At 64.5% G+C, this 25,585-nt stretch carries 24 protein-coding genes; 16 read left to right on the plus strand and 8 right to left on the minus strand.

The window, feature by feature from the left end:
* Window positions 1-27: 27 nt before the first annotated feature.
* Both ILT43_RS07970 and ILT43_RS07975 read right to left on the minus strand, forming a co-directional pair.
* Window positions 28-369 carry a DUF2061 domain-containing protein gene (locus ILT43_RS07970; RefSeq protein WP_204197887.1) on the minus strand — a complete coding sequence of 114 codons (342 nt, stop codon included), beginning with the start codon at window positions 367-369 and terminating at the stop codon, window positions 28-30.
* A gap of 78 nt (window positions 370-447) precedes the next feature.
* A complete protein-coding gene (locus tag ILT43_RS07975; RefSeq protein ID WP_239474384.1) occupies window positions 448-2,535 on the minus strand; it encodes an AsmA family protein in 2,088 nt (695 codons plus the stop codon).
* Between the two features lie 241 nt (window positions 2,536-2,776).
* On the opposite strand from ILT43_RS07975, the gene rpmI reads away from it, so the two are divergent.
* From rpmI to ILT43_RS08010, 7 genes are all read left to right on the plus strand, one after another.
* Complete coding sequence (gene rpmI, locus ILT43_RS07980) at window positions 2,777-2,980, plus strand: 50S ribosomal protein L35 (protein WP_055841668.1); 204 nt, start codon at window positions 2,777-2,779, stop codon at window positions 2,978-2,980.
* A gap of 17 nt (window positions 2,981-2,997) precedes the next feature.
* Window positions 2,998-3,369, plus strand: a complete 372-nt coding sequence (gene rplT, locus ILT43_RS07985; protein WP_204197937.1) for a 50S ribosomal protein L20 — start codon at window positions 2,998-3,000, stop codon at window positions 3,367-3,369.
* Between the two features lie 249 nt (window positions 3,370-3,618).
* Entirely contained in the window at window positions 3,619-4,248 is a 630-nt protein-coding gene (locus ILT43_RS07990; RefSeq protein ID WP_204198778.1) for a choice-of-anchor C family PEP-CTERM protein, read from the plus strand.
* Window positions 4,249-4,431: 183 nt separating this feature from the next.
* A complete protein-coding gene (gene pheS / locus ILT43_RS07995; RefSeq protein ID WP_425530292.1) occupies window positions 4,432-5,535 on the plus strand; it encodes a phenylalanine--tRNA ligase subunit alpha in 1,104 nt (367 codons plus the stop codon).
* The gene (pheT, locus tag ILT43_RS08000; protein ID WP_204197943.1) at window positions 5,532-7,880 is read left to right on the plus strand and encodes a phenylalanine--tRNA ligase subunit beta; all 2,349 of its coding nucleotides are present in this window, start codon (window positions 5,532-5,534) and stop codon (window positions 7,878-7,880) included. The genes pheS and pheT overlap by 4 nt, the downstream gene beginning before the upstream one ends.
* 82 nt (window positions 7,881-7,962) lie before the next feature.
* Window positions 7,963-8,829 (plus strand): aldose 1-epimerase family protein, encoded by an 867-nt coding sequence (locus ILT43_RS08005; RefSeq protein WP_204197952.1) that lies wholly within the window; start codon window positions 7,963-7,965, stop codon window positions 8,827-8,829.
* A gap of 146 nt (window positions 8,830-8,975) precedes the next feature.
* Window positions 8,976-10,502: a peptide chain release factor 3 gene (locus tag ILT43_RS08010; RefSeq protein WP_204197956.1), complete on the plus strand. Its 1,527-nt coding sequence runs from the start codon at window positions 8,976-8,978 to the stop codon at window positions 10,500-10,502.
* A gap of 80 nt (window positions 10,503-10,582) precedes the next feature.
* Here ILT43_RS08010 and ILT43_RS08015 read toward each other — a convergent pair whose 3' ends face one another.
* From ILT43_RS08015 to ILT43_RS08035, 5 genes are all read right to left on the minus strand, one after another.
* Window positions 10,583-12,097, minus strand: a complete 1,515-nt coding sequence (locus ILT43_RS08015) for a lipopolysaccharide biosynthesis protein (protein WP_204197960.1) — start codon at window positions 12,095-12,097, stop codon at window positions 10,583-10,585.
* Between the two features lie 25 nt (window positions 12,098-12,122).
* The gene (polA, locus tag ILT43_RS08020; protein ID WP_204197972.1) at window positions 12,123-14,897 is read right to left on the minus strand and encodes a DNA polymerase I; all 2,775 of its coding nucleotides are present in this window, start codon (window positions 14,895-14,897) and stop codon (window positions 12,123-12,125) included.
* A gap of 50 nt (window positions 14,898-14,947) precedes the next feature.
* Window positions 14,948-16,081 (minus strand): serine hydrolase, encoded by a 1,134-nt coding sequence (locus ILT43_RS08025; RefSeq protein WP_239474226.1) that lies wholly within the window; start codon window positions 16,079-16,081, stop codon window positions 14,948-14,950.
* Between the two features lie 177 nt (window positions 16,082-16,258).
* Window positions 16,259-16,783, minus strand: a complete 525-nt coding sequence (locus tag ILT43_RS08030; RefSeq protein ID WP_204197987.1) for a YceD family protein — start codon at window positions 16,781-16,783, stop codon at window positions 16,259-16,261.
* A complete protein-coding gene (locus ILT43_RS08035; RefSeq protein ID WP_239474386.1) occupies window positions 16,780-17,271 on the minus strand; it encodes a ubiquinol-cytochrome C chaperone family protein in 492 nt (163 codons plus the stop codon). Before ILT43_RS08035 ends, ILT43_RS08030 begins: the two co-directional genes overlap by 4 nt.
* A 178-nt stretch (window positions 17,272-17,449) precedes the next feature.
* Between ILT43_RS08035 and ILT43_RS08040 the strand changes: the two genes are divergently transcribed.
* Together ILT43_RS08040 and ILT43_RS08045 are read left to right on the plus strand one after the other, a co-directional pair.
* Complete coding sequence (locus ILT43_RS08040; RefSeq protein WP_204197995.1) at window positions 17,450-17,938, plus strand: outer membrane protein assembly factor BamE; 489 nt, start codon at window positions 17,450-17,452, stop codon at window positions 17,936-17,938.
* A gap of 192 nt (window positions 17,939-18,130) precedes the next feature.
* Window positions 18,131-18,772 (plus strand): glycosyltransferase, encoded by a 642-nt coding sequence (locus tag ILT43_RS08045; RefSeq protein WP_204198006.1) that lies wholly within the window; start codon window positions 18,131-18,133, stop codon window positions 18,770-18,772.
* A gap of 9 nt (window positions 18,773-18,781) precedes the next feature.
* Here ILT43_RS08045 and ILT43_RS08050 read toward each other — a convergent pair whose 3' ends face one another.
* Entirely contained in the window at window positions 18,782-19,615 is an 834-nt protein-coding gene (locus ILT43_RS08050; RefSeq protein WP_204198015.1) for a DNA adenine methylase, read from the minus strand.
* Between the two features lie 233 nt (window positions 19,616-19,848).
* Between ILT43_RS08050 and ILT43_RS08055 the strand changes: the two genes are divergently transcribed.
* The 7 genes from ILT43_RS08055 (at window position 19,849) to ILT43_RS08085 (ending at window position 25,585) form a co-directional block, all read left to right on the plus strand.
* Window positions 19,849-20,577 (plus strand): hypothetical protein, encoded by a 729-nt coding sequence (locus ILT43_RS08055; RefSeq protein WP_204198016.1) that lies wholly within the window; start codon window positions 19,849-19,851, stop codon window positions 20,575-20,577.
* 173 nt (window positions 20,578-20,750) lie between these two features.
* A complete protein-coding gene (locus ILT43_RS08060; protein WP_204198017.1) occupies window positions 20,751-21,557 on the plus strand; it encodes a hypothetical protein in 807 nt (268 codons plus the stop codon).
* A 248-nt stretch (window positions 21,558-21,805) separates the two neighbouring features.
* On the plus strand, window positions 21,806-22,924 hold the full coding sequence (locus ILT43_RS08065; protein WP_204198019.1) for a hypothetical protein: 1,119 nt from the start codon (window positions 21,806-21,808) through the stop codon (window positions 22,922-22,924).
* Between the two features lie 405 nt (window positions 22,925-23,329).
* Window positions 23,330-23,479, plus strand: a complete 150-nt coding sequence (locus tag ILT43_RS08070) for a hypothetical protein (RefSeq protein ID WP_204198026.1) — start codon at window positions 23,330-23,332, stop codon at window positions 23,477-23,479.
* 59 nt (window positions 23,480-23,538) lie between these two features.
* Window positions 23,539-23,793, plus strand: coding sequence for a hypothetical protein (locus tag ILT43_RS08075; protein WP_204198028.1), 255 nt, complete (start codon window positions 23,539-23,541; stop codon window positions 23,791-23,793).
* Window positions 23,793-24,422, plus strand: coding sequence for an SOS response-associated peptidase family protein (locus ILT43_RS08080; protein WP_204198041.1), 630 nt, complete (start codon window positions 23,793-23,795; stop codon window positions 24,420-24,422). Before ILT43_RS08075 ends, ILT43_RS08080 begins: the two co-directional genes overlap by 1 nt.
* 596 nt (window positions 24,423-25,018) lie before the next feature.
* A complete protein-coding gene (locus ILT43_RS08085) occupies window positions 25,019-25,585 on the plus strand; it encodes a PEPxxWA-CTERM sorting domain-containing protein (protein ID WP_204198057.1) in 567 nt (188 codons plus the stop codon).

Consider the following 25,585-nt stretch of genomic DNA (forward strand, 5'->3'; position numbering starts at 1 on the left):
CTGCTTTGCAACAGAAACCGTCATAGGTCAGGTTACAGGTACGGCAGGAGCGCCCTCGCCGGACTCGTCAGGCGCGCGGCGATGGCCCCACCGCACCAGCGACCATGCGCGCTCGTGGAAATAGAACAGCGCGATCTTGGTCACCACTTCCGTTCCGGCGATCGACCCTGCCAGCTTCGCATCGCCGCCGGAGAAGAACAGCCCCAGCAGGAACGTGTCGATCGACCCCACCGTCCGCCAAGACACCGCCTTGACGAACGACCGCGGGTGGCTTTCCAGACCGTTGAACAGGAACATCGGGCGCATCCTTCGGGCGGTGATCGCTTTACGGTATAGCAGGCCGGACCAGTCCGCGAACAAGTCGCGCATCGCCGGTGCGAAGCAGAGCTAGCGCACCGTCCTACCCCCGTTATGCCGCGCTCGTCCGGGCATCCACGGTGCTCCATCTCAGAAAATCCCCAGAAACTTCTTCCGCTGGTCCTTCTTCTGCCCGGCGCCGGTCTTCCCGTCCTCGGCCGTCGCGGTCGTGCCGTTGCCGACATCGTCGCGTTTCTCGCCCTTGGTCGTGCGCTGCTGGCTCGCGCGCGCGCCCGAGAGGATCGGGCCACACGCTGCGGACTTCGCGTCGCCGACATCGACGAACGCCAGCACCCCAGCCAGCGGCGTCGCCACCAGCGACAGGCCCAGGCCGATGCCTGCGCGGCCCATCAACTGATCGCTGATGATGTCCAGCGACGGCTTGGAGAAATACCCCTTCAACCCGACCGGCGACTGACCTGAGAACAACGAGAACTTCTTCCCGTCGGCGCGGAACGCCAGATCCATCGCCTCGGTCCGGAAACTGAAGCCGCCGCGCCCCAGGATCACGTTCTTCGACGTATCGATCAGGATCGGGTCGGCGGCCGCGATACCGTTGCGCACGGTGAACGCCAGCAGCCCGCAATTGACCTCCACCGGCTTCTCCAGCTTCCCCTCGAACATCTTCTGCACGAAAGTACCGAGATCCAGCTCGGCGAGCTGCACGTTGCGCGTCCACAACGTCCCTTGCGGCATCACGAAGGCGATGCGCCCCTGCGACGTCGCCAGCGAATCATGCACCGAGTCGCCGCGTCCGGCCAACTGGATACGCCCCTTGATCGTGCCGGTCGTTCCCGATTCCGCAAGACCATATCCCTTCAGCAGCCTCCCCATCGGGGTCGGCGCGAGCCGGATGTCGTAGGTGACCGCGCTCGGCCGCTGGCGCGTGTCGAACACCGTGTCCGACGCCACGTTGCCGCGCGCCATCGCGAACGTCAGCGGCGACAGCGCCAGCCGACCGCGTTCCAGGTCCAGCGTCAGATCGATGTTGGAGATCGGCAGGTTGCGCGACCGCACGACGCCGATCGTCCATTTCAGGTCCGCGTCGAACGCCCGCATCGTCTCCACCGGCAGCGCGGCCTCGGGCAGGATACGCTGCGGCGCTGCGCCCGTTGCGGCGGCGGCGGCGACCGCACCCTTCGCCTCGACGATATCGGGATTGTAGCCGATGAAGGGCGCGGCATCGACGATGTCAAGGCTCTTCGTGGTCAGCACCGAATCGAGATGCACGCGTTCGCCGTTGGTGATCGTCAGCTTGCCGGCCAGATCGGTCTTGCCGGCAACGCCGCGGATGCGCGTGAAGGTGTAGACATCGCCGTCCTTCACCATCTGCCCGCGCAGGCGATAGGTGCGCGTGTTCGGGATCGCGACGCCGATGATGCCTAGCAGTTCCGACATGTTACGTCCGCGCGCCGCGACTTGCAGCGGCACGTTCTCGATATCGGCGATCGAGGGCAGGGTGCCTGCCACATCGACGACATTGCCCGCCGCGCGGATGCGACCGGTGAGCTTGTTCTGCCCGCGATTGGCGGTGGCGTCCGGTGACAGGAGTTGCGCGACGAGCGTGAACGGGGTGTCGCGGATGCGGCCCTTGCCGGTCACCCCCACCGCCTTGCCGATGCGCGCATCGGTGGAGGTGATGTCCTCCAGCTTCAGGTCCGCGAGCACGCGCATCCGCGGATCGACATAGCGCACCGTCGTTCCGCGCACCGTCGCGACATCGATCCGTGGGAACTCCAGCGGCTTGCCGCCCTTCTTGCCGTCGAAGGTCCAGGTGTTGGCGGTATGCGCCGCATTCCACTCCAGATCGGCAGAGCCGTCGGCCAGATCCAGCCAATACATCCGCCGCTTGCCGAACAGCAGCGACAGCGGCGCGATGCGGGTGTCGATCCGCTTCGCCACGAACAGGTCGGGCCTGCTCGCCCATTCCGGGTTCGCGATGCGGAAATCTTCGGCGTAGAACTTGATGCGAAACGGCGCGAAATACAGCTGGAAGTCGCCACCGACCGTGACCTTGCGGTGCGTCTGTCCTCCGACAAAACTCTCGAACGTGCTTTTCAGAAACCGGCCCTTGGTGACGAACAGCACGAGCCACACCGCGAACAGCGCAACGACGATGCCGCCCAACACCCGCCACAGGATGCGTCGCTTGCGCCGACCAGCCTCCGGATCATGCATGCCGGGCTCGGCCGGCGGGGGCGGCGCTGGGGTCTGGTCGGCCGTCATCTCCATCGCCGCCCGACGCTCCACATACCGTTGCGGTTCCGCATCGGTCGCTCGGGTTTGCACCGACGCGTCGGTTGCAATTCGGCGTCGGCTCGTCTAACGGCCCCGCTTCACCGAGCGATGCGCGTGAAGACGGCCCGGCCACAAGGGCTGCCGCGGCTGTCCGATGCATCGCCCATTTGAAAGGAAGAAAATGCCCAAGCTCAAGACCAAGAGCGGCGTGAAGAAGCGCTTCAAGCTCACCGCCACCGGCCTGTTGAAGCACGGCGTCGCCGGCAAGCGCCACCGCCTGTTGCACCACAACGGCAAGTACATCCGCCAGAACCGCGGCACCAAGGTGCTGGCGAAGGCCGACACCGCTGCGGTGAAGGCCTGGGCTCCCTACGGTCTCGGCTGAGCGGAAGGATTTAGAGAATGGCACGCGTCAAACGGGGTGTAACCACCCGCGCCAAGCACAAGAATATCCTGGAACAGGCGAAGGGCTATTATGGCCGTCGCAAGAACACGATCCGCATCGCGCGTCAGGCCGTCGAAAAGGCTGGCCAGTATGCGTATCGCGACCGCAAGGTTAAGAAGCGGACGTTCCGTGGTCTGTGGATCCAGCGCATCAACGCCGGCGTCCGCGCCGAGGGTCTGACCTATTCGCAGTTCATGCACGGCCTGAAGCTGGCGGGCATCGAACTCGACCGGAAGGTCCTGGCCGACATCGCTATGCACGAAGAGGCTGCGTTCAGCGCCATCATCGCGCAGGCGAAGGCAGCCCTGCCGGAGCAGGCCGCGGCCTGATCCGGATCGCGGACGGTGCCCTGCGGTACCGCTCGCGACTCGCACGACATCGACGGGGGCGGAGCGTGAACGACGCTCCGCCCCCGTCTCGTTTCAGGACTCGTGTCAGCAGTTATCTTGTAAGGTCAGTGACTTGGGCTGGCCGCACCTGCAATTGTGAAATACCCCGCGATCCGGTAAATACGCCGTTAAGATCACGGCATGAACTCGCCCGTTTCGGCCGACGTCATGTGAAGAGGGGATGATGTCATGAAGGCTTTTCTGTTGGCTCTGGCCACGACCGTCGCTTTGCCCGCCGTTGCCGATGCGCAGGCTTTCACGAACGGCAGCTTCGAAACCGCGAACTTCGATCCGGGCGCGTTCACGCAGCTTGAGGCGGGCTCCACGGCGATCGCCGGCTGGTTCATCGACAGCGGCTCGATCGATTATGTCGGCAACTACTGGAATGCCTCGAACGGCGTCCGTAGCATCGACATGTCGGGTGGCGTCGCCGGCAGCATCTCGCAGACCTTCGACACGGTCGCGGGCCGTGCCTACACGGTGTCGTTCGATCTCGGCGGCAACGGCGACAGCGGCCCGGCGACGAAGACGCTCGATGTGCTCGCGACGGGTGGTGTGCTCGGCAGCTTCTCCGCACCCGCCAGCACGCGCCCGAACATCGATTACACCAGCTTCACCTACTCGTTCGTGGCGTCCGGCACGTCGACCACGCTGTCCTTCCTCTCGACCACGAACACCGCGTTCGGTCCGATTCTCGACAACGTCGCCGTATCCGGCGCGGTGCCGGAGCCAGCGACCTGGGGCCTGATGATCCTGGGCTTCGGCTTTATCGGTGGCTCGCTGCGCCAGCGCCGCCGGGATGTCGCCGCGATCGCCTGATCGCCCGCGATCGATCCCGAAGGGGCGCTGGTGGCGACACCGGCGCCCTTTTCGTTTGCGGCCGACGCCGGTAGAGGCGCCGTCAGGACCGATTGCTTTGTACGTTTGATGCCGATCCTGTTGCCGACCCGTCGTCGCGCGCGCAGGGTGGCCGGGATGAACCAGATGACCGAACTCGACCCCATGCGCGACAACATGCTCGCCGCCGTCGCCGCCTCCGCGGGGCTGGAGGCGCTCGACGCCGTACGCGTCGACGCGCTTGGTAAGCAGGGCCGGATCACGCAGCTGCTCAAGACGCTGGGCGGCATGAGCCCGGAACAGCGACAGGTCGAAGGACCGCGCATCCAGTCTCTGCGCGAAGCCGTGACCACGGCGATTGCCGACCGCAAGGCCGCGCTGGAGGCCGCCGCGCTCGACGCCCGCCTCGCCAGCGAGACGCTGGACATGACGCTGCCCGCGGATGCGCCGCTGTCGGGCACGATCCACCCCGTCAGTCAGGTGATGGACGAACTCGCGGAAATCTTCGCCGACCTCGGCTTCGCCGTAGCCACCGGGCCGGAAATGGAGACGGACTGGCACAACTTCTCCGCCCTCAATATTCCCGAGACGCATCCCGCCCGCGCCATGCACGATACCTTCTATTTGGAAGGTGCCCAGGCGTTGAAGCATCTCGGCCTGGCAGACGAGCGCGAGACGATCTCGGTTCTGCGCACCCACACCTCCCCGGTGCAAATCCGCACGATGCTGTCACAGAAGCCGCCGATCCGCATCATCGCGCCCGGCCGCACCTATCGCTCCGACAGCGACGCCACCCACACGCCGATGTTCCATCAGGTCGAGGGGCTGGTGATCGACAAGGGCATCACGCTCGGCCATCTGAAATGGACGTTGGAGACGTTCCTGAAGGCGTTCTTCGAGCGTGACGACATCGTCCTGCGCCTGCGACCCAGCTACTTCCCCTTCACCGAACCCTCGGCGGAGATCGATGTCGGCTACTCGCTCGTGAAGGGCAAGCGCGTCATCGGCGGCTCCGGCGACGACAAGGACGGCGGCTGGCTCGAGGTGCTCGGCAGCGGCATGGTCCACCCAAAGGTGATCGAAGCCTGCGGCCTCGATCCCGCCGAGTGGCAGGGTTTCGCGTTCGGTTGCGGCATCGATCGGCTGGCGATGCTCAAATACGGCATGGACGATCTCCGCGCCTTTTTCGACGGCGATATCCGCTGGCTGAAGCATTACGGCTTCTCCGCGCTCGACGTTCCCACGCTGTCCGGAGGAGTCGGCGCATGAAGTTCACGCTCGGCTGGCTCCGCGAGCATCTCGACACCGACGCCACGCTCGATCAGGTGGTCGATGCGCTGACCCGCATTGGACTGGAGGTGGAGGGCGTTCACAATCCCGGCGACACGCTGGCCCCGTTCCGCGTCGCCCGCATCCTCAGCGCCGAACGCCATCCGCAGGCGGACAAGCTGCAGGTGCTGTCGGTCGATGCCGGCGACGGTCCGCTTCAGGTCGTTTGCGGCGCGCCCAACGCCCGCGCCGGCCTGATCGGCGTGTTCGGCGCTCCCGGCACGCATGTTCCCGGTGCCGGCATCACGCTCAAGGTCGCCGCCATCCGCGGCGTCGAGTCGAACGGCATGATGTGCTCCGCGCGCGAACTGGAGATCGGGGAGGGGCATGACGGTATCATCGAACTGCCCGCCGACGCTCCGGTGGGCGAGAGCTATGCCGATTATGCCGGCCTGACCGATCCCGTCATCGACGTGTCGATCACCCCCAATCGTCAGGATTGCATGGGCGTCCGCGGCATCGCCCGCGATCTCGCCGCGGTCGGGCTCGGCACGCTCAGGCCGCTGACCGTGCCCAGCATCCCCGGCGACGGCCCCGGCCCGGATGTCCGCACCGACGCGCCGGGCTGCCCCGCCTTCTTTGCGCAGGGCGTGGCCGGCGTCGTCAATGGCGAGTCCCCCGACTGGATGCGCCGCCGCCTGACTGCGATCGGCCAGAAGCCGATCAGCGCGCTGGTCGACATCACCAATTATGTGATGATCGACCTCGGCCGGCCCCTGCACGTCTACGACCGCGCTAAACTGTCCGGTGGCCTCGTTGCACGCCCGGCGCGCGCGGGCGAGCAGGTCGTCGCGCTCAACGGCAAGACGTACACGCTGTCGGAGGGCATGACCGTCATCGCCGACGACGTCGCGGTGCACGACATCGGCGGCATCATGGGCGGAGAGCATTCGGGCGTGTCGCACGACACCACGGACGTCGTCATCGAATGCGCCTTCTTCGACCCCGACGCGATCGCCCGCACGGGTCAGGCGCTGATGCTGACCTCCGACGCGCGCCAGCGATTCGAGCGTGGCGTCGATCCCGCCTTCCTCGACGACGGTCTCGCCATCGCGACACGGCTGGTGCTCGACCTGTGCGGCGGCACCGCCAGCACCGTCACGCGCGCCGGCGAAGCGCCGCTTGGCACCCGCACGTACACGTATGATCCGGCCCTGGCGCAGACGCTCGGCGGCCTCGCGATCGATCCCGCCCGCCAGCGTAGCATCCTCGAATTGCTCGGCTTCACCGTCGGCGACGACTGGCAGGTGACGCCACCCACATGGCGTCGCGACGTGGACGGCCCCGCCGACATCGTCGAGGAAGTCATCCGGATCGAGGGGATCGACAAGGTCGCGCCGGTGCCGTTGCCGCGCACGCCCGGCGTCGCCACGCCCACCGCCACGCCGGAACAGAAGCTGGAACGCCGTGTCCGCCGCGCCGCCGCGGCGCGCGGGCTCGACGAGGCGGTAACGTGGAGCTTCATCTCCACCGCGCAGGCCGCGCCGTTCGGCGGCGGCGACTGGACGCTCGCCAACCCGATCAGCGAGGAGCTGAAGGTGATGCGTCCCTCGCTGTTGCCCGGCATCCTGTCGGCCACGGAACGCAACCTCCGCCGCGGCGCCGGCACGGTGCGCCTGTTCGAGATCGGTCGCCGCTATCTGGCCGCGGGCGAGCATCCGACGCTCGGTGTCGTGCTGGCCGGCGATCGTTTGACCCGCGGCTGGCGGACGGGCAAGGCCGGAGCGTTCGACGCCTATGATGCCAAGGCGGAGGCGCTGGCGCTGCTCGCCGCCGCCGGCGCACCGGTCGACAATCTTCAGGTGATGGGGGAGGCGGGGGCCGCATGGCATCCCGGCCAGTCGGGCACGCTGCGCCTCGGGCCGAAGACAATCCTCGCGCGGTTCGGGATGCTGCATCCCGCCCTGCTCAAGGCGTTCGACCTCGACGGCGCGGTCGCCGGCGTTGAACTCTATCTCGACGCACTCCCCGTCAAGCGCGGCTCCGGCTTCATGCGCCCGGCCTATGCGCCGCCCGCGCTCCAGCCGGTGCGTCGCGACTTTGCGTTCCTCGTACCGCCGACGCTGACCGCCGACAGCCTGATCCGCGCCGTCCGTGGTGCGGACAAGGCCGCGATCGTCGCCGCCCGCGTCTTCGACGTGTTCGAACGCGACGGCGAGAAGTCGGTCGCGGTGGAGGTCGTACTGCAACCGGGCGACAAGAGCTTCACCGATGCCGACCTGAAGGCGATCGCCGATAAGGTCGTGGCCGCGGCCGCGAAACAGGGCGCAAGCCTGCGCGTGTGAGGAAGCGTCCTGTCCATCTCCCTGTGGGAGAGGGAGGAGAAGCGCAGCGACGGAAGGGTGAGGACGCTTGGAGCATACTGACATGATCGAGATCGCCAACGACCACCTGTCCGCCGCGATCAACCCGCACGGCGCGGAGCTCACCCACTTGCGCGACGCGGACGACCGCGAGCTGATGACCGCCGCCGATCCGGCGTTCTGGCCACGCCACGCACCGCTGCTGTTCCCAGCGATCGGCAAGACCGCGAACGGCACGATCCGCGTCGACGGCACCGACTATCCGATGTCCAAGCACGGCTTCGCCCGCGACCTGACCTTCGCCGTCACCGATCGGGGTCCGTCGCATGTCGTCTTCACCCTGACCGACACGCCGGAAACCCGCGCCGCTTACCCCTTCGTCTTCCGGCTCGATGTCGAATTCCGCCTCGACGGTGCGACACTCACCACGGAAGCGCGCGTCACCAATCCCGCCGACACGCCGCTTCTGGCCCAGTTCGGCTTCCACCCAGCCTTCGCATGGCCGCTTCCCTTCGATCAGCCCCGCGCCGACCACCGCATCGCCTTCGACCGCGACGAGGCGCCCGATCTCGCCGCGATCACCCCGGACGGCCTGATCGCCGCCGAACCGCGCCCTAGTCCGCTCGACGGTCGCACGCTCCACCTCGCCGATGCGCTGTTCGCCGACGACGCGCTGGTCTGGAACCCGGTCGCGTCCGGGTCGGTCGCTTATGGAGCCGCTACCGGCCCGCATCTGCGCATCGCCTTTCCGGAGACGCCGCGGCTCGGTATCTGGACAATGCCCGGCGCATCGTTCGTCTGCGTCGAACCGTGGCACGGCATCGCCGATCCCGCTGGTTTCGCCGGCGACTACAAGGACAAGCCCGGCGTGTTCGAGGTCGCTCCCGGCGATACCAAGGTCATGACGATGAGCGTCACGCTGGTGCCATAGCCCGCGGCCCTGTCCTACAGCCGCCTGATCTGCGATAGGGCGCTCGCGAACCCATCGCGACGTCGCACCACGCCTGCCCGCGCCGGCAGTCGAAACGTCGCGTTGGACTAACCTTAGCCTAACCTTCCGCGCCTCGGATTCTGAAAATGTCCTCCCCCCGCCGTACCTTCGCGATCATTTCTCACCCCGACGCGGGCAAGACGACGCTGACCGAAAAGCTGCTTTATTTCGGCGGCGCCATCCACTTGGCCGGCGAGGTAAAGGCGCGCGGCCAGAACCGGCGCGCCCGGTCGGACTGGATGAAGATCGAACAGCAGCGCGGCATCTCCGTCACCTCGTCGGTGATGACGTTCGAGCGCGAGGGCATCACCTTCAACCTGCTCGACACGCCGGGCCACGAAGACTTTTCGGAGGATACCTACCGCACGCTGACCGCCGTCGATTCGGCCGTGATGGTCATCGACGCGGCGAAGGGCATAGAGCCGCAGACGCGCAAGCTGTTCGAGGTGTGCCGCCTGCGCAGCGTGCCGATCATCACCTTCGTCAACAAGGTCGATCGCGAAGGCCGCCCGATCTTCGAGCTGCTCGACGAGATCGCCGACATGCTCGCGCTCGATGTTTGCCCGATGAGCTGGCCGGTCGGCATGGGGGGGGAGTTCGAGGGCGTACTCGACCTGACGACCAACCGCATCAGCCGCCCCGAAGGCGACAGCCGCGCCTTTCTCGGCAAGACCGAGGACGCGCCTGTCCTGTCCGAACGCTGGACCGAAGAGATCGAGCTGGCGCAGGCGGGCTATGCCGAGTTCGACGCAGAGGCGTATCGCAACGGCGACCTGACGCCGGTCTATTTCGGCTCCGCGCTCAAGGACTTCGGCGTCGCCGAGCTGATCGGTGCGCTGGCCGAGCACGCGCCGCCACCGCGCACCCAGCCGGCCGAGCCGGCTCCGGTCGCGCCCGACAATCCGGAAGTCACCGGCTTCGTGTTCAAGGTGCAGGCGAACATGGACCCCAACCACCGCGACCGCATTGCGTTCATGCGGCTGTGTTCGGGCACCTTCAAGCGCGGCATGAAGCTGACCCCGTCGGGCAGCGGCAAGCCGCTCGCGATCCATTCGCCGATCCTGTTCTTCGCGCAGAACCGCGAACTCGCGGACGAGGCCTTTCCCGGCGACATCATCGGCATCCCCAACCACGGCACGCTGCGCGTCGGCGACACGCTGTCCGAACGCGCCGACGTGCGCTTCACCGGCCTTCCGAACTTCGCCCCCGAAATCCTGCGCCGCGTCGTCCTGAAGGACCCGACCAAGACCAAGCAGCTACGCAAGGCGCTGGACGACATGGCCGAAGAGGGCGTGACGCAGGTTTTCTACCCGGAGATCGGTTCGAACTGGATCATCGGCGTCGTCGGCCAGCTTCAGCTCGAAGTGCTGCTGTCGCGGCTAGATGCGGAGTATAAGGTCGCAGCCGGACTGGAACCCGCTCCGTTCGAAACGGCCCGCTGGGTATCCGCGGTGGAAGCATCCGATCTCAAGGACTTCACCGACCTCAACCGCAGCGCGATGGCCAAGGACCGCGACGGCAACCCCGTCTTCCTCGCCAAGAGCGCGTGGGAGGTCGGCTACATCGCCGACCGCTATTCCAAGGTGAAGTTCGCCGCCACGCGCGAACGATAATCTTCTTCTCCCTCCCCTTCAGGGGAGGGTTGGGGTGGGGTGGAACCTTGGCGACGTCGCTAACGGCGAAGCGTACCCCATCACCGGACCGGCGCCCCCACATTCGGCAGCGTCGCCTCCTCCGCCTTCGGCACGCTGCCGAACAACGCCCGGTCCGCCGGCCCGAACGCATAGCGCCACAACACGAACAGGTAGGTCGCGGCGATGGCGGGCTCGCCGATCAGCAGTTCCGCCCACTCCATTTCCTTCGGCAGGGCGGTAAACGCCGCCCCGACCGCTCCGGCCGCCGCGACCGCCCAGACCAGCGGCCACCGCAGCGGCGACACCGCCGCGCCCAGAATGTGCCGCAACAGCCCTGCCTTGATGACCGACGTCAGGCCCAGACTGGTCATCAGCGCCATCGCCGGCCCCGCCGCCTGCCACGTCGTCGGCCACCCCAGCGAGCGCATGCCCGCCACCAGCGCGAACGACAGCGCGACCTGAAAGCCCAGCATCACGCCGGAGATCAGCAGGTTCCGGTGCCGCGCGGTATAGACCAATGCCGACTCGCAGACCGCGCCCGTCGACGCGAACACCTCTCCAACGAGCAGGAACGCCAGCGCCGCGGTGCCCGTCACGAACTGCGGCCCGACGATGCCCATCACCGCCTCGCCCGGAATCGACCCCATCAGCGCCAGCAGCCCCTGCGCCGCCATGATCCAGAACGCCACCTGCCGCACCTGCCGTGCGATCGCAGCCCGGTCGTTCTCCGCCAGTGCCCGCGTGATGACCGGACCGAGCACGGGATCGAAGCTGGTCTTGAGCTTCTGCGGCAAGCTGCTCACCTGCTGCGCCATGTAGTAGATGCCGACGACCGACGGCGCGAACAGCAGGCCGAGGATGAAGCGGTCGACGTTGCGCGATCCCCATTCCAGCGCATCCGCCCCCGCCAACGGCGCGTTGGCCCGCACCAGCCCGCCCAGGCGCCGCAACTGCGGTCGCCAGCCATGCGGCAGGCCATAGCTGCGCAGGAACGGCACGATGCTGGCGACCAGCGCGGCCGTCATCGACGCGACGTAGGACAAGACCAGCCCGTCGCGGATCGTGAAGAACGAAAAAACGTACGCCGCGACCGAGATCGTCCACGGCTCCACCACCGCCCGCGCCGTCACTGCCGCCTTGACGTTCAGGCGATAGGCGAGCGCGGCAAGGCTGACATCCGACCACGCGATCGCCACGACGATCAGCGACAGCCAGCGGTCCAGCCCGGTGATCGGCGTGTTCGGATAGAGCAGCTGCGGGAAGGTCCACAGCACGAGGCTGGCGGTGATGGACAGGAAGAACGCCAGCGCCATGCCGTCCCACACGACATGCGCATGCGGCCGGTCCGCCTCGCTCAACGCCTGCGCCAGCCCACGCTTCAACCCCAGCGTTGCAAGCAGCGCCGCCAGTTCCACCACGACGACCGCGATCGCGAACCGTCCGACAAGCTCGGGCCCGTAGAAGCGCCCGGCGATGAACAGGAACGGGATGCGCGCCAGCAGTCGCAGGATGAAGCCGGCGATGTTCGTCCGGCCTCCCTTGGCGAGCGCATCGATGTCCTTGGAATCGCTCATCGGGCGGGGAGGAGTGAGGACGCGATCAATGCGCCGCCCCCCAACTCGCACCCGTGCCGATCTCCACGCCCAACGGGACCGTCAGGGTCACCGCTGGAGTCGCGGCGTTTTCCATCACGCTTCGGATCACCGCACTCGCCGCCCCCACGTCGGTGGGCGGCAACTCAAACACCAGTTCGTCGTGCACCTGCAACAGCATCCGAACATGGCCCAGCCCGGCGGCAGCCAGTGCCGGCTCCATCCGCACCATCGCGCGCTTGATGATGTCTGCGGACGTGCCCTGGATGGGAGCGTTGATCGCGGCCCGCTCCGCCCCCTGGCGCTCGTGCTGTACCTTGGACTTGATCCGCGGGAAGTGGGTCTTGCGACCGAACAGCGTCTCGGTGAAGCCGCGCTCGCGCACTTGCGTCAGTGTTTCCGCGATGTAGCGGTTGATGCCCGGAAACCGCTCGAAATAGCGGTCGATCATCGCCTGCGCTTCGTCCGCGGTCACCTGCAACCGCCCCGCCAAACCCCAGCGGCTGATACCGTACAGGATCGCAAAGTTGATCGTCTTCGCACGGGACCGCGTGTCGCGATTGACCTCCCCGAACAGCTCGGTCGCGGTCAGCGAATGGATGTCGTCGCCGTTAGCGAACGCATCGCGCAGCGCCGGCACATCCGCCATATGCGCCGCCAGCCGCAACTCGATCTGCGAATAGTCCGCCGCGAGGATGACGTTGCCCGGCTCCGCCACGAACGCGTCGCGGATCTGGCGACCGACCTCGGTGCGGATCGGGATATTCTGCAGGTTCGGTTCGGTCGAGGACAGCCGTCCGGTCTGCGCACCCGTCAGGCTGTACGAGGTGTGGACGCGTCCCGTCTTCGGGTTGATCTGCTGCTGAAGCGCGTCGGTGTAGGTGTTCTTCAGCTTCGTCAGCTGTCGCCAGTCGAGTACCTTGCCGACGATCTCGGCGCCTTCTCCGCCCTCACGCTGGAGGCGTTCGAGTTCGGTGACATCGGTTGAGTACACGCCGGACTTGCCCTTGCGTCCGCCCTTCAGGCCCAGCCGCTCGAACAGCACGTCGCCCAGTTGCTTGGGGCTGCCGATCGTGAACGGCCCGCCGGCCATCGCGTGGACCTCGGTTTCCAGCGCCGCGATCTGGCCCGTGAACTCCGACGACAGCGCCGCCAGCTTCTCGCGATCGACGCGGATGCCGTGGGTTTCCATCCGCGCGATCACCGGTACCAGTGGCCGGTCGACCATCTCGTAGACCCGCGTCGCGCCCTCCGCCGGCAGCCGCGCCTTGAAGCGCTTCCACAGCCGGTACGTCACGTCCGCATCCTCGGCGGCGTAGCGGGTGGCGGCCTTCAGATCGACCTCGTGGAAGCCGCGCTGCGTTTTGCCGGTGCCGACCACGTCCTTGAACGCGATGCAGCTGTGCGACAGATGCGTGGCGGCGAGTTCGTCCATCCCGTGCCCGTGCAGGCCGGCGTCGAGGTCGAAGCTCATCACGATCGTGTCGTCATGAGGGGCGACGGCGATGCCGCCGACCTCGGCACATAGCCCGAGCACGATCATGTCGAACTTCAGGTTATGCCCGATCTTCAGGACCGACGGGTCCTCGAACAGCTCCTTCAGCTTCGCGAGCGCGATGCTTCGGTCCAGCTGCACCGGCACCTCCGACAGCAAATCGCTGCCGCCATGTCCCAGCGGAATGTAACAGGCGAGGTTCGGATGCAGCGCCAGCGACACGCCGACCAGATCGGCCTGCGTGGCGTCGGTCCCCGTCGTTTCCGTGTCGATCGCGATCCAGCCCTGATGCCGCGCGACCGCGATCCAGCGATCCAGCGCCGCCTCGTCCACCACCGTCTCGTACGCGTCGTGGTCGCAGGCAGGATCATCTTCCATCGGCACGCTGGCCGGGGCGGGCACCGGGGCGTCCGCCACGCCGGCGCTGCCGCCGAGCTTGGTCAGCAGCGACTTGAAGCCGTGATGCTCCAGGAACGCGCGCAGCGGCGCATCCGGAATACCCTTCAGCGCCAGCTCCTCCAGCGGCTCGGGCAGCGCCACGTCGCAGCGTAGCTCGACCAGCTGCCGGCTCAGGCGCGCCATATCGGCATGCTCGATCAGATTGTCGCGCAGCTTCCCCTTCTTCATCCCCTCCGCGGCCGCAAGCACGGACTCGAGGTCGCCATGCTCCAGGATCAGCTTCGCCGCCGTTTTCGGCCCGACCCCCGGCACGCCCGGAACGTTGTCGACGCTGTCGCCCATCAGGGCAAGGACGTCGCCGAGCTGCGACGGCACGATGCCGTGGAATTTCTCCGCGACATGCTCCGGTCCCAGCCGCCGGTTGTTCATCGTGTCGTACATGTCGAGCCCCGGCTCGATCAGCTGCATCAGATCCTTGTCGGAGCTGACGATCGTCACCGCCCATCCCTGCGCCAGCGCCGCCTTGGCGTAGCAGGCGATGATGTCGTCCGCCTCAAGCCCTTCGGTTTCGATGCACGGCAGCGAGAAGGCGCGCGTTGCGTCGCGGATCATCGGAAACTGCGGCACGAGGTCTTCGGGCGGCGGCGGCCGATGCGCCTTATAGTTGTCGTAGAGTTCGTTGCGGAACGTCTTGGACGATTTGTCGAGGATGACCGCCATGTGGGTCGGACCGTCCGCGGCATGGACCTCGTCGGCCAGTCGCCACAACATCGTCGTATAGCCATAGACCGCGCCCACGGGTTCGCCGTGGACGTTGGTCAGCGGCGGCAGCCGGTGATAGGCGCGAAAGATATAGCCGGAGCCGTCGACGAGATAGAGATGGGGCATCGCCGCCGATGTAGCGGCTTAGCCGGACGGGACCAAGCGTTCCCGCACCCTCAGTGTGCCAGCGGCGTCACTCCCGACGCGCCCGTGACCGGCGACGTATTCGCGAACGTCGTCACCGCCGCCGCGACGGCCTGGATCAGCTGTTGCCGCTCCCGGATGGGCCGCACCGTATCGCCGATCATCACCGCCAGCGCATAGCGGCGTCCGTCCGGCGCGGTCAGCAGACCGACATCGTTGAACCCGGCGTTGCGCCGTCCGTAATCCTGCCCGGTGCCGGTCTTGTGGCTGATCTTCCACCCCGGCGGGATCGCGGCGCGCAGGCGCGCGCGACCGGTGATCGACGCACCCATCGTGTCGAGCATGATCCGCGTCGACGTCTCCGACAGGATCTCGCCGCGCGCCAGTCGCGCCAGCGCATCGGCGATCGCCAGCGGCGCGGCACCATCGGGCGGATCGCCGATATAGCGATCGAGCGCCGCCGTGCGTGCCTCCGGCGACAGGCGCGACCGGGCGATCTGGAACGCGTTGCCGATCGCATAGCCGGGCTGCCAGACGAGACCGGCGGTGCCCGCCTGCAACATCCGCTCGCCCGGACCGAACCGAATATCCCCCAGCCGCTTGCGCTGGATCATCGCCCGCACTGCCGAAGGCCCGCCGACGAAGGTCAGCAGCCGGTCGTTGGCCGTGTTGTCGCTCTGCGTCAGCGCCCGCGTCAGCAGCCCCCCGACCGTGGTGTCGAACCGGCCGGTCTTCGCAACCAGATACGCGATAGGCTGGTGGAACAGCGTCAGGTCGGTCGGCAGCACGGTGATCGGCTCGTCCAGCCGTGCCCGGCCCTGATCGCGCAGATCGAGCAGCGTCATCGCCACCCAAAGCTTCGAGACGGATTGCTGCGGCAGGCGCTGACGTCCGCCCGCTTCCACCGTCCAGCCGTCATCGACCGCGCGCACGGCCGCGCCCGCGCGACCGTCGAATCCACGGATCAACGAGTCGACCGCGGCCTGGAGCGCACGGGGTGCGGTGCTCACGGGGCGGGGCGCGGGCGGCGGCACCGGGATCGATACTACCGGTTGCTCGGGCCGCGCCGGGGTCAGCCCGCTATTGCCCGGCCGCGAGCCTGAGCCGCATGCCGTCAGCGTCGTGCCGACTAAAAGAACCAGGGCCGCAGCCCGAAAAAAGCTCATCGTATTCAAAAGGTCCCGCACCGCCGGACATGATCCTTATCCGGCACGCGCGCCCGTGGAATGGTCTTTCGCGGGCGCTGCGGCGAACGGACATTCTGGCGCGCCGAGGCGAGTCGCGGGATGCAACCAGGCCGGTGCTACCACGCCGCCGTCGCTATGCCGCTCGACAGACGACCCTCAGCCACGCTCCTTCAGCTTCGCCATCAATCCGGCCGCTAATGGGCTGAGCGGCTTCGCTTCGTCCTCGCCGATCACGCCGGCCGCTTTCAACGCTGCCGCCGCGTTCGGCCCGCGGGGGAAGGGGTCGAGCGCCAGCGCCATCGTCTCGGCTGCGGCCTCCCCCAGATCGATCGCATTGCCCTCGATCTCGACCGTGTCGAGTGCGTCGCCGCTCAATTCGACCTCGTCCTCCGACGTGTCGCCCTCCACGAACAGCAGCGCCACCGGCTCGTCGATCGCGACCGACAGAGGCTCGTCGGTAATCGCGCAGGCCTGCACCACCGCGCCCGTGACGCGGCCTTTCGCCTCGATCCCTGCGGCTGTCCGCTTGACCACGAACTTGGCCTGCAGGCGATCGACCGACACCAGCCCGAACCGGCCGGCCAGCTTCCTCCGTTCGGGTTCGTTCGCCTCGATCGCGATCGTGCGATCACCTTCGCCGATCGTGTCGAGCCGCTCCGGCCGGCTCCATTCGGGGTTCACGCTAACTCTCCCGCCAGCATCCGCGCGATCGGCACGTCGCCCAGCCCGTCGAGCAGCGCGCGCAGTTCGAACGTGACATGCGCCAGCGCGGCGGGGGCAGGGGCCTCGCCGCGATACAGGTTGCGGACCAGCGCCTCCTCGAACGGCGGCCCTGCCACCGTGTCGCGGTACGCGCCCAGCCGGCCGCCGAGCGCGGCCATCATCTTGCCGATATGCTTGCCGACGGTGATGTCGCCGATCCCGATCTGGCGAAGCTGCGCATCCATGTCGTCGACGAACCGCTCCGTCAGGCGGGCGGACGGCTCGGCGCCCGCGGGTTCGCGCTCCAGCCGGATCAACACCATCGACAGCACCGCCGCGATCGTGTCGAACCGTCCGTCGACGGTGTCAGGCACCGCGCCCTCGACATACCAGTGCGGCTGCCGCGCACGGGCGACCACCGCGTTGTAGAGGGGTAATGCCTCGTCTCGCGTGCCGCCGCCCAGCATTGCGCCGACCTTTGCCAACCAACCCACTCGTCTCGTCCCCAACTCTGCCCTGCGGCTTGTGCGCCGCCCACTCCTCGCATATCGGGGCGATTGGCGGCCGAAGCAATCGCGGGCGGGCCGTTCGGCGCGCGACCTGCGCCGCGTGTAACCTGCGTGCCCCGCGAGGAGTTGTCCGTCCATGTCCCGCCCGATCATTCTGGCCGCCGCGATCCTGGCCTCCGGCCTCGCCGCCGGCGCCTGCGCGCCGCTTCGCTCGCATCAGGGCTATGTCGTGGACGTCGATCTGGTGAACTCGGTGCAGCCGGGCGTCGACACCCGCGCCTCGGTGCAGCAGGTGCTGGGCAAGCCCACGGTCTCGGGCCAGTTCGGCACCGGCGACTGGTACTACATCGCGCGCGACAGCCGCAATTACGGCTTCCAGTCGCCCAAGGCCAAGTCGCAGATCGCGCTCCAGATCAGCTTCGACCAGGCGGGCACGGTGACCGCGATCCGGCGTACCGGTATCGATCAGGTCGCCTCGATCGATCCCTACGGGAAGACCACGCCGACGCTGGGTCGCCAGCGCGGATTCTTCGAGGATCTGTTCGGCAACATCGGCACGGTCGGCGCTGCAGGTGGCGGACCCGGCGGAGCGGGCGGTGCCGGCGGCGGTCGCACCGGCCCGTAAATTTCAAATCGCTGAAAACCGGTTTGGCCGCGCCGCGTGTTACGCGACGGCGCGGCCGGGCCGTGCTTGGACCGGCACCGATCCCGAAAGGGAGGGGGATCGACGATTGAACGCGCCGTCGCAGATTTGGTTCTGTGAGCGTGTTTGCTAATGTAAGTTTCACAGGTCAAAGCTACCACTTCGTCTGAAAGGATGAAGCAGGCTTTGGACGGTATTGATCTGATCGCCAGGGAAGTGGCGCTGTTCGCCGCCGTCGGGCTGCTGATCGGCGGCATCGACGACCTGCTGGTCGATGCCATATTCCTCGTCCGCCGTGCGTGGCGGGGCGGTCCTGCGCGGTTGAGGTTGGCGACACTACCTCCCACCACACAACCGGGCCGCATCGTCGTGTTCGTGCCCGCCTGGGACGAAGCAGCGGTGATCGGCCATATGCTGACGGCGGCGCTTCGTCGTTACCGCCATGCCGATTTCGCCATCCATGTCGGGCTCTATCCCAATGACGCCGCCACGATCTCGGTTGCGCGTACGATCGCGACGCACGACCCTCGGGTACGACTGGTAATAGGCACGCGCCCCGGCCCGACCAGCAAGGCCGACTGCCTGAACACGCTGTGGCGCGATCTCGCTGCTGGCCCGCACATGCCGAAGGCCATCGTTTTCCACGATGCGGAGGACCTCGTCCACGCCGCCGAACTCACCGTCTTCGACGCGCTCATCGAGCGCTACGCCGTCGTACAGATTCCCGTGCTCCCGCTGGTTCGCAGCGGATCGCGCCTCGTCTCGGGTCACTATGTGGATGAGTTCGCCGAGAGGCACTGGATGTTGCCACCATAACCCGCGCCGTCAGATCAGCGGGCCGGTCCAGTCGATTCCCTCACTCTTCACGATCAGCTCCGCGTCAGCGCGGCTGCCCTCCGCCTTCTGCCCGATCGTGTAAGTCGTGCTCACCTCGTCACATCTGAAGCGGGAGAACACCCGCCGCGATCCCTCCGTCGCATTGATTGAAAGGATGAAGCGGCCGCGGATGTTCTCTAGCTGGTCCGCCAGTCGATCGAAATCGTCGCGAGCGAACACGCCCCGTCCATAGTCCGTCTCGCAAGCCCAGTATGGCGGGTCGAGATAGAACAGCGTTTCGGGACTGTCATAGCGTTCGATGACCTCGGCATAAGGCAGCCGTTCGATGATGACGCCGGCAAGCCGCTCATGGATGTCGGGAAGCTGTGCTGCCAACTTGGAAACATCGAACCGACCCGGATTATGAACGCTGACACCGAAGGCGCGGCCCGACACCTTGCCGCCAAAGGCGCAGCGCTGAACGTAGAGGAAGCGCGCGGCACGCTCCAGATCCGTGAGCGTAGATGGGTCCTGTCCCATCAGCCGCTCGAACTCCGCTCGGCTTGTAATCTGCCACCGGAGCATGTCCATGAACGCCTGATAGTGGCGCTGGAGGATGCGGAAGAAGCCAGCCACGTCGCCGGATATGTCGTTGATCACCTCGGATTGCGGTCGGCGATCGCGGCGAAGAAACACACCGCCCATGCCGACGAATGGCTCGACGTATGTGCGGTGGGGTGTTGACCGGATTAGCGAGCAGACTCGCTGCGCCAGATTGCGCTTTCCACCGATGTAGGGAGCAGCCGGGCTGACCGGCCGCACTTCAGAAAGATTCGACTCCATGTTCTTCAGGTCTCACAGGAGCCCCGCCTGGTGCACAGGCGCGGGGCGTTAGCGGCTGGCCAGCCGCGCGTGACGAGTCCTACGCTCGTCGGTTGCCGTGTTGACGCACGGCACCCCCGCTCGGCCAATCGGCCGGCGGACGTGTTCGTATCCATTTGAAGCGTTTCAGCAGGACCTGTTTGCGCCGTTCCATAATCCCACTACCAAGGCCGCTCGGCTGAAGGGGGACGCGGGTGTCGCACTACGATCTGTTGCCTGACGAGGCGTTCGATAACGCGCCAGAAGAAGATTCCGATAAGTTCGTCTTTCTAGCGCGTGCTGCGCAAAAGAACCTTCAGCGAATGCTAGATGACTCTCAGGCGGGGTATTTCGCTGACGATGTAAAAGCCCATTTTATCGCCACAGTTCTATCGTTGGCCGATACCTTAGACATTCGTGGCATGCCCGGCGTTTCCGCGCCGTACAATGAAAGCGACTATAGCAAAGTGCAGGTTGCTTTATCAGGTATGTTGGTCAAGGCGCGGCTTCGCAATAATCTGCTCGCTAAGCCCCATTCGGTCCAGCTTGGTACCGTCACACGGGAGAAGATAAGGTTAGAGGTCGAACAGCTGCGCGTTTATATCGAAGAAGCCAGTCTCTCTGATGCGAAAAAGCAGGCCCTAAACGATAAGTTAGATGAGCTTCTAGCAGAACTAGAGCATCGGCGTTTAAGCTTTGCGAGAACAATGGCGATTGCCGCATCGATAATGGGAGTGGTCGGTGGATCAGCAGGGGCGATCGCGGCTGCGCCAAAAATTCCCGCAGGTGTGAGCTTCATCGTCTCCCTGATCGGCTTGGACAAAGCTCAGGAAGATGAGGAACAGCTTCGATTGGCTCCGCCGCCCAAGGCGCTGTTCGGTCCCTCAACGAAGGTGCCGTCGAACCGGTTCGCAGACGATTTAGACGACGATGTGCCATTTTAGCTGAGGCATTTCATCTGAAGCTGTCGTTTCGGTTCTGTAGGGCGAAGGCAGCCAACGTTTCGCTCCGCCGGGTCCCTCTACGTCAAACGATTGGTTGAGCCGGATTACCGCGCCGTCAGAGCGGCATCTCGTCAGCAAGGTTGGAACAGGTGTCGGTTCACCGGAGGGGTTGCATGGGTACCAAGCCGAAGATTTTCGTTTCAGCAATAGTGGATGAAACTCCTAAGTGCCTGTTCTCCGTTTCAGACAGCAGTAAGGGCCGGGTCAATATATCCATACGCCACGGTGACGAGATAGAGCTCGGTGACGGCAGTAAGAGGCTGATTGGGCAAGGAAGTCACATCACTATCCACCCTAATCTTAAATCTGCAACCGGATCGACGACGATACACGGCACGCTAAACATGGAAGGTCAGCAAACCCTCGAAAGTCACATGTTAGTTGAAGGTCCAAGAAGTCGCCTCGGCGTCTTTGTGGCCGGGGCAGCGGCTGGCGAGCTTTCGCATAAAATGTTTGATTTCGAGGCTCGCCCCCGCGACCAGATAGTCTCACTTTGTACCTATGATCCACGCTTTTCTGCATTGAATTTCTTTATAATGGTTCTAGCCAGCGACGGTGAATCGCCTGACATACCCGGCTTTGTTAAACACACTGTTAAATTATCTTGTTTTAAGATTGCGATCTATCACGTATTTCGATTGCTTCCGTCTATAATAGGCCTGGTTGCTCTACCAATTACGAGGAAGTGGCACACCTCTGGTTACTTCGGTCCCGCGGTACGACAAAAGGGCATCGACCCGATGAATTACGACCACATTGAAAAGCTTTTTCAGCTGCTAGGAAAACTCAGTGACGGATATCGCGCCAAGTTAATGGCTATTTCAAACGGTGACGATTATCTTAAGTATGTAAGTCTTGTAGACAGTCTTTTAGAAGCGCCGATTAAGGCGTCCGATCTTCCTTTATCAGCTTTCCAGTAACGTAAGTTAGCCTGAGCCCGTTGCGTCGGCGTACTTTAGGAGTTGGGCATCGCAAGACGGAACCTCGTCGCCCGGATCACTTATATATCGTTCTGCCATCAGTTGCCGAAGCTATTTACATGCGATTTACAACGAGATCGATCTGTCCAGGAGGACACCGGGACATTTCGACATTGCATCGTTTGAATTCCGTCACGATAGCGAATCCGGACGGATCCTTTAAGATCGAGCGAGGACACTGGCCCCGTATGACATTCAGAGCAGTGCTCCTTTTACGCACGCCGCATCTTCTTGTCTGGACGCTTCTGCTGATTTCATCGAACAGCATGGCTGTCGAGATGAAGCGCAGATCTGAGGTAGCGCTCGCCAAACCGGCTAAAGCTATCTCTGTTCCGGAAAAGCCAACCTCCGCAGTGGTTGGGCCATTATGGAGGGATACTGCCACCACCAGCTCCGGCGCAGATCACGTCGATCTGAAACCCTGCAAAGCGGGGCAAGACAATCGGGCGTCTGATTTGTGCGCGCAGTGGAAGGCAGCTGATGCTGCCGAGCTATCGGCAGTTTGGACGCGAAACACATTTTGGGTGGGGCTCTTGGGGAGCGTCATAGCGTTTGTAACTCTGATGGCTGCGGTTGCAGCTGCACTTTACGCTAAGGCTGCATCGGCGGAGGCTGCTCGCTCGAACAGGCTGACGATGCTGGAGAACAGACGCATCCGCCGCGAGGCATACGAGGCGGCTGACCGGAATGAGCGGTCATTGCGCGCTGCCGAGGGGTCGGCCGAAGCAAGCCGCTTGCAGAACAAGCTAAGTAAAGACGCGCTAGTGCTTACCGAGCGAGCATACATCACTCAGTCCAAGCACATGGTCACAAGCCGCGTGAGTCCGGAAGGGGAGATCGTGGCTATTGATCTTTCTGTCCATTGGACGAATGAGGGTAACACGCCGGCAATCGATACCGCATCAAACTTAAATTGGCGCTTGTGGCCCGAGCCTTTGCATAAGGATTTCGACTTTCCAGAAGTTGTAAAGGATCGGTACGGGATCCGTAGCGTCGTTGGTCCGACGATGTTCCGACCATCGTATTCAGTTGAACTGTTCCGAGATACGTTGATTGCAATCGCTAACGGATCGCTGTTTTTTTACGTCTGGGGATGGATGGAGTACCATGATGTGTTCGAGGGTACGCCACGGCATCGAACAGAATTCGCCTTCCAAGTTTTGGTCAACACCGAGAAGATGCCGCGAGAAGTCACGATAACCATAGTCAATCTTCCAGCCTATAATGGTATGGATGACTTCTGCTACAAAGATATCATCACAGCATCTGGACGCGACATCGCCGATAACGCGCAAGGGCCGAACTGATTCATTGCTACACGGATCGAGCCTTAGCCGGATTCGTGCTTTCGCCGTGGAGCCGTAAAATCCAGCGATATCAAGGCTGGTTGCCCGTTCGGGCCCCCAATCCGCTGTCATGTAAATCAATGGCTTACACGCGGGGAGGCAACCGGATGATCGTTTCCGATGCAGTAGACGAGCATCCACAGGCTGGCTAAACGCGCGCGGCAATGGGACCGTCGAGTAATGAACTCCGCGCGTTGGCCGCTGCCGATCGAGCCGCAGCCGAGGTACAGACCCTGCCGAATGCCAAACGTTTGTTGCTGCAATCTGCTGAGCGGTGGGATCGGTTGGCGGAGCGCGCTGAGCTCATCGAGAGCCACCCGCGTACCAAATATTGAGCCTTCGATCGCCTTGGCGTAGGCTGAGGGGATGGACGACGATGACGCCGGGCCGCCACGCTGGAGCGACCCAGTCGAGCCCGGATACAAAGCAGCAGGCTGGACCTGCCTCTTCATTCTGCTGGTGCCATTCGTCGCCGTCATCTGGTTTGTCGCTGGATGGATGATCCGCGCCGGCTGAGATCGGGCTGAGTAGCCGGATCTCAAATCACGATCTTAGAAAGGTGATAGGCTGAGGGAATGACGATCGATCAGAGCAAGATGCTTCCGGTCTACGGAGGCCCTGAAGGCATGGAAGCGATGGGGTTCAGTCCCCTAGCATTATCAGGGTATGGGACTTTCGTTGTAGCAGGAACACCGAACGCCGGCTTTGCCTATGTGCCTGAAGATGATACCGATCTGCTAACCGCGTATCGGTACTCGAACCAGGTGCCCGGCGATGCGGAAGCGGACGCGCTGCTCGGTGAAATCGAACGTCGTTGCCTTCATATCTGATGTGCAATCGGGCGCGGTTCGCGGGAGAGCCTGAAACGCTGTTCACGAAGTTCGGCGGTGACTGGCTGACGCCGAAGCCAATGGACAACCGCTTCAACCCGAAGGAGCTGTTCCCAAGGAGCCGCGCCTACGTGGTGCGCGAGGAGAGCGGCAGCCGCGGCGTCGACACCATGATCTGGGACGTGACGGCCGGGGAGGCTCCGTGGCCGATGACGAACGTCCGCAACCTGAAGCTGGCGCAGTGGAAGGCACTGGCGGAGCGGCCGGAGAACCGCTGTCTGATACCGCTGACCGAGTTCGCCGAGTGGACGCCTGACAAGCACCAAGTGGGCGAGGGCAAGCCGATCAAAGGCGAGATGTGGTTCAGTGTCACCGACCAGCCGGTGTTCGCGATCGCCGGCTTCTGGCGCGCGATTGGCGAGGCCCGCTACTTCGCGATGGTTACCTGCGATCCGAACGAGCTGGTCGCGCCGATCCATCCCAAGGCGATGATCACGATCCTCGCGCCTGACGATCACGGGCGCTGGCTGTCCGGATCGTATGACGACGTGCTGGCGCTGCAACAGCCATATCCTGCCGGGCGGATGAAGGTTCGTGGACCCGTATTCCCGACGCGGAAAGCGACATGACGGGCCTCGACTTGTTGGAAACGAAATAGGAACAAAGCCGCCCGGCGATTCGGCAGGACGACATGGCACGGCGATCCCTACCTCAGGCAGACACGGACTTCCCCAGCTGGGTTCGCACCCTCGGCGCGATGAAAGCTCAGGGTGTTGTCCCGATCGCATGGTGCACCGTCTGTCATGTCCAGCAGCCCGTCGACCTCGACAAGCTGATTGCGATCAAGAGCGTTGGGTTCTCACTGATCAATCGCCGTCCAGCCTGCTCGCTGACAACAGGATGTCTGGGCCGCGTGCGCTTCATGTACCCCGCACACGGCTGTCTGCGGGCGTTGGAGACCGAACCATGCACCGACTGGAGGATCGAGCGAGACTGGCGGGCGCGGCAAGCGATGGCTGCCGCGATCAGGCAAGTGGAAGAGGAGCGAGAGGAGAAGCGAAAACGTGACCGGCGATAGCACCGGCCGATCGCCATGCTTTATCAAAATCCGGAGATCGGAGGCGCCGCAGCGAACCTGGCGTCATGACGGCGGCTATGGACATAAAGCCGCAAGTGCATCAATTTGCAAGAAAACAGGGGAATTATGACTATGCGAATCGGGATAATGGCGGCTGCGGCCGTGATCGTGGCTGCCGTTCCAGCTGGAGCGGCTACTTTGACGTTCGACGCCGGCACGTTTGCGCTTGATGGCGCGGCTGGTACCGAGGTTTACCGCTCAGGTGATTTCCTATTCACAACGTTCAACATCTTGAGCCAGTCCGCTTCTCTGCCGACGGTAGCAAATGGCATTGTAGAACTAGGAGCGTTCCAAGCTCTCTACGTGACCCGCGCTGATGGCCGTACGCTGGCTCCCACGTCTGTAACGGCGCAGGCGGATGCTCGCTTCTATGTTGTAGGCCTCAATTCGCTAAATGGGGCTAACGACAACATCGGCCAGATTGATACCGGCCCCGATTTTGCGACACTGACTGATTTCGACATCAACCCAGACTTGAGGATCGTTCGAGTAAGCTTCGGCACGTTCAACAGCGTTCCGGCGAGGATTGATGCTGTATCATTCGGTGCTGGTGGCGTTCCTGAACCGGCCTCTTGGGCGATGATGATCGCTGGCGTAGCTTTAGCCGGCGCGAGCTTGCGACGTAGTCGCCGCACGCTCGCGCCGGCTCTGTAG

This window comes from Sphingomonas longa, assembly GCF_016892685.1.
GTDB classification, from domain to species: domain Bacteria; phylum Pseudomonadota; class Alphaproteobacteria; order Sphingomonadales; family Sphingomonadaceae; genus Sphingomonas; species Sphingomonas longa.

What these genes read in the sequence shown, in the direction of transcription:
- ILT43_RS08015 (WP_204197960.1), bottom strand. Translation starts at nt 12,097, where the DNA reads ATGAGCGATTCCAAGGACATCGATGCGCTCGCCAAGGGAGGCCGGACG.
- ILT43_RS08005 (WP_204197952.1), top strand. Translation starts at nt 7,963, where the DNA reads ATGATCGAGATCGCCAACGACCACCTGTCCGCCGCGATCAACCCGCAC.
- rpmI (WP_055841668.1), top strand. Translation starts at nt 2,777, where the DNA reads ATGCCCAAGCTCAAGACCAAGAGCGGCGTGAAGAAGCGCTTCAAGCTC.
- ILT43_RS08065 (WP_204198019.1), top strand. Translation starts at nt 21,806, where the DNA reads ATGACATTCAGAGCAGTGCTCCTTTTACGCACGCCGCATCTTCTTGTC.
- ILT43_RS08050 (WP_204198015.1), bottom strand. Translation starts at nt 19,615, where the DNA reads ATGGAGTCGAATCTTTCTGAAGTGCGGCCGGTCAGCCCGGCTGCTCCC.
- ILT43_RS07975 (WP_239474384.1), bottom strand. Translation starts at nt 2,535, where the DNA reads ATGCATGATCCGGAGGCTGGTCGGCGCAAGCGACGCATCCTGTGGCGG.
- ILT43_RS08075 (WP_204198028.1), top strand. Translation starts at nt 23,539, where the DNA reads ATGACGATCGATCAGAGCAAGATGCTTCCGGTCTACGGAGGCCCTGAA.
- ILT43_RS08085 (WP_204198057.1), top strand. Translation starts at nt 25,019, where the DNA reads ATGGCGGCTGCGGCCGTGATCGTGGCTGCCGTTCCAGCTGGAGCGGCT.
- rplT (WP_204197937.1), top strand. Translation starts at nt 2,998, where the DNA reads ATGGCACGCGTCAAACGGGGTGTAACCACCCGCGCCAAGCACAAGAAT.
- polA (WP_204197972.1), bottom strand. Translation starts at nt 14,897, where the DNA reads ATGCCCCATCTCTATCTCGTCGACGGCTCCGGCTATATCTTTCGCGCC.
- ILT43_RS08080 (WP_204198041.1), top strand. Translation starts at nt 23,793, where the DNA reads ATGTGCAATCGGGCGCGGTTCGCGGGAGAGCCTGAAACGCTGTTCACG.
- ILT43_RS07990 (WP_204198778.1), top strand. Translation starts at nt 3,619, where the DNA reads ATGAAGGCTTTTCTGTTGGCTCTGGCCACGACCGTCGCTTTGCCCGCC.
- ILT43_RS08035 (WP_239474386.1), bottom strand. Translation starts at nt 17,271, where the DNA reads ATGCTGGGCGGCGGCACGCGAGACGAGGCATTACCCCTCTACAACGCG.
- ILT43_RS08040 (WP_204197995.1), top strand. Translation starts at nt 17,450, where the DNA reads ATGTCCCGCCCGATCATTCTGGCCGCCGCGATCCTGGCCTCCGGCCTC.
- ILT43_RS07970 (WP_204197887.1), bottom strand. Translation starts at nt 369, where the DNA reads ATGCGCGACTTGTTCGCGGACTGGTCCGGCCTGCTATACCGTAAAGCG.
- ILT43_RS08045 (WP_204198006.1), top strand. Translation starts at nt 18,131, where the DNA reads ATGAAGCAGGCTTTGGACGGTATTGATCTGATCGCCAGGGAAGTGGCG.
- ILT43_RS08070 (WP_204198026.1), top strand. Translation starts at nt 23,330, where the DNA reads ATGGACGACGATGACGCCGGGCCGCCACGCTGGAGCGACCCAGTCGAG.
- ILT43_RS08025 (WP_239474226.1), bottom strand. Translation starts at nt 16,081, where the DNA reads ATGAGCTTTTTTCGGGCTGCGGCCCTGGTTCTTTTAGTCGGCACGACG.
- pheT (WP_204197943.1), top strand. Translation starts at nt 5,532, where the DNA reads ATGAAGTTCACGCTCGGCTGGCTCCGCGAGCATCTCGACACCGACGCC.
- ILT43_RS08060 (WP_204198017.1), top strand. Translation starts at nt 20,751, where the DNA reads ATGGGTACCAAGCCGAAGATTTTCGTTTCAGCAATAGTGGATGAAACT.
- ILT43_RS08010 (WP_204197956.1), top strand. Translation starts at nt 8,976, where the DNA reads ATGTCCTCCCCCCGCCGTACCTTCGCGATCATTTCTCACCCCGACGCG.
- pheS (WP_425530292.1), top strand. Translation starts at nt 4,432, where the DNA reads ATGCGCGACAACATGCTCGCCGCCGTCGCCGCCTCCGCGGGGCTGGAG.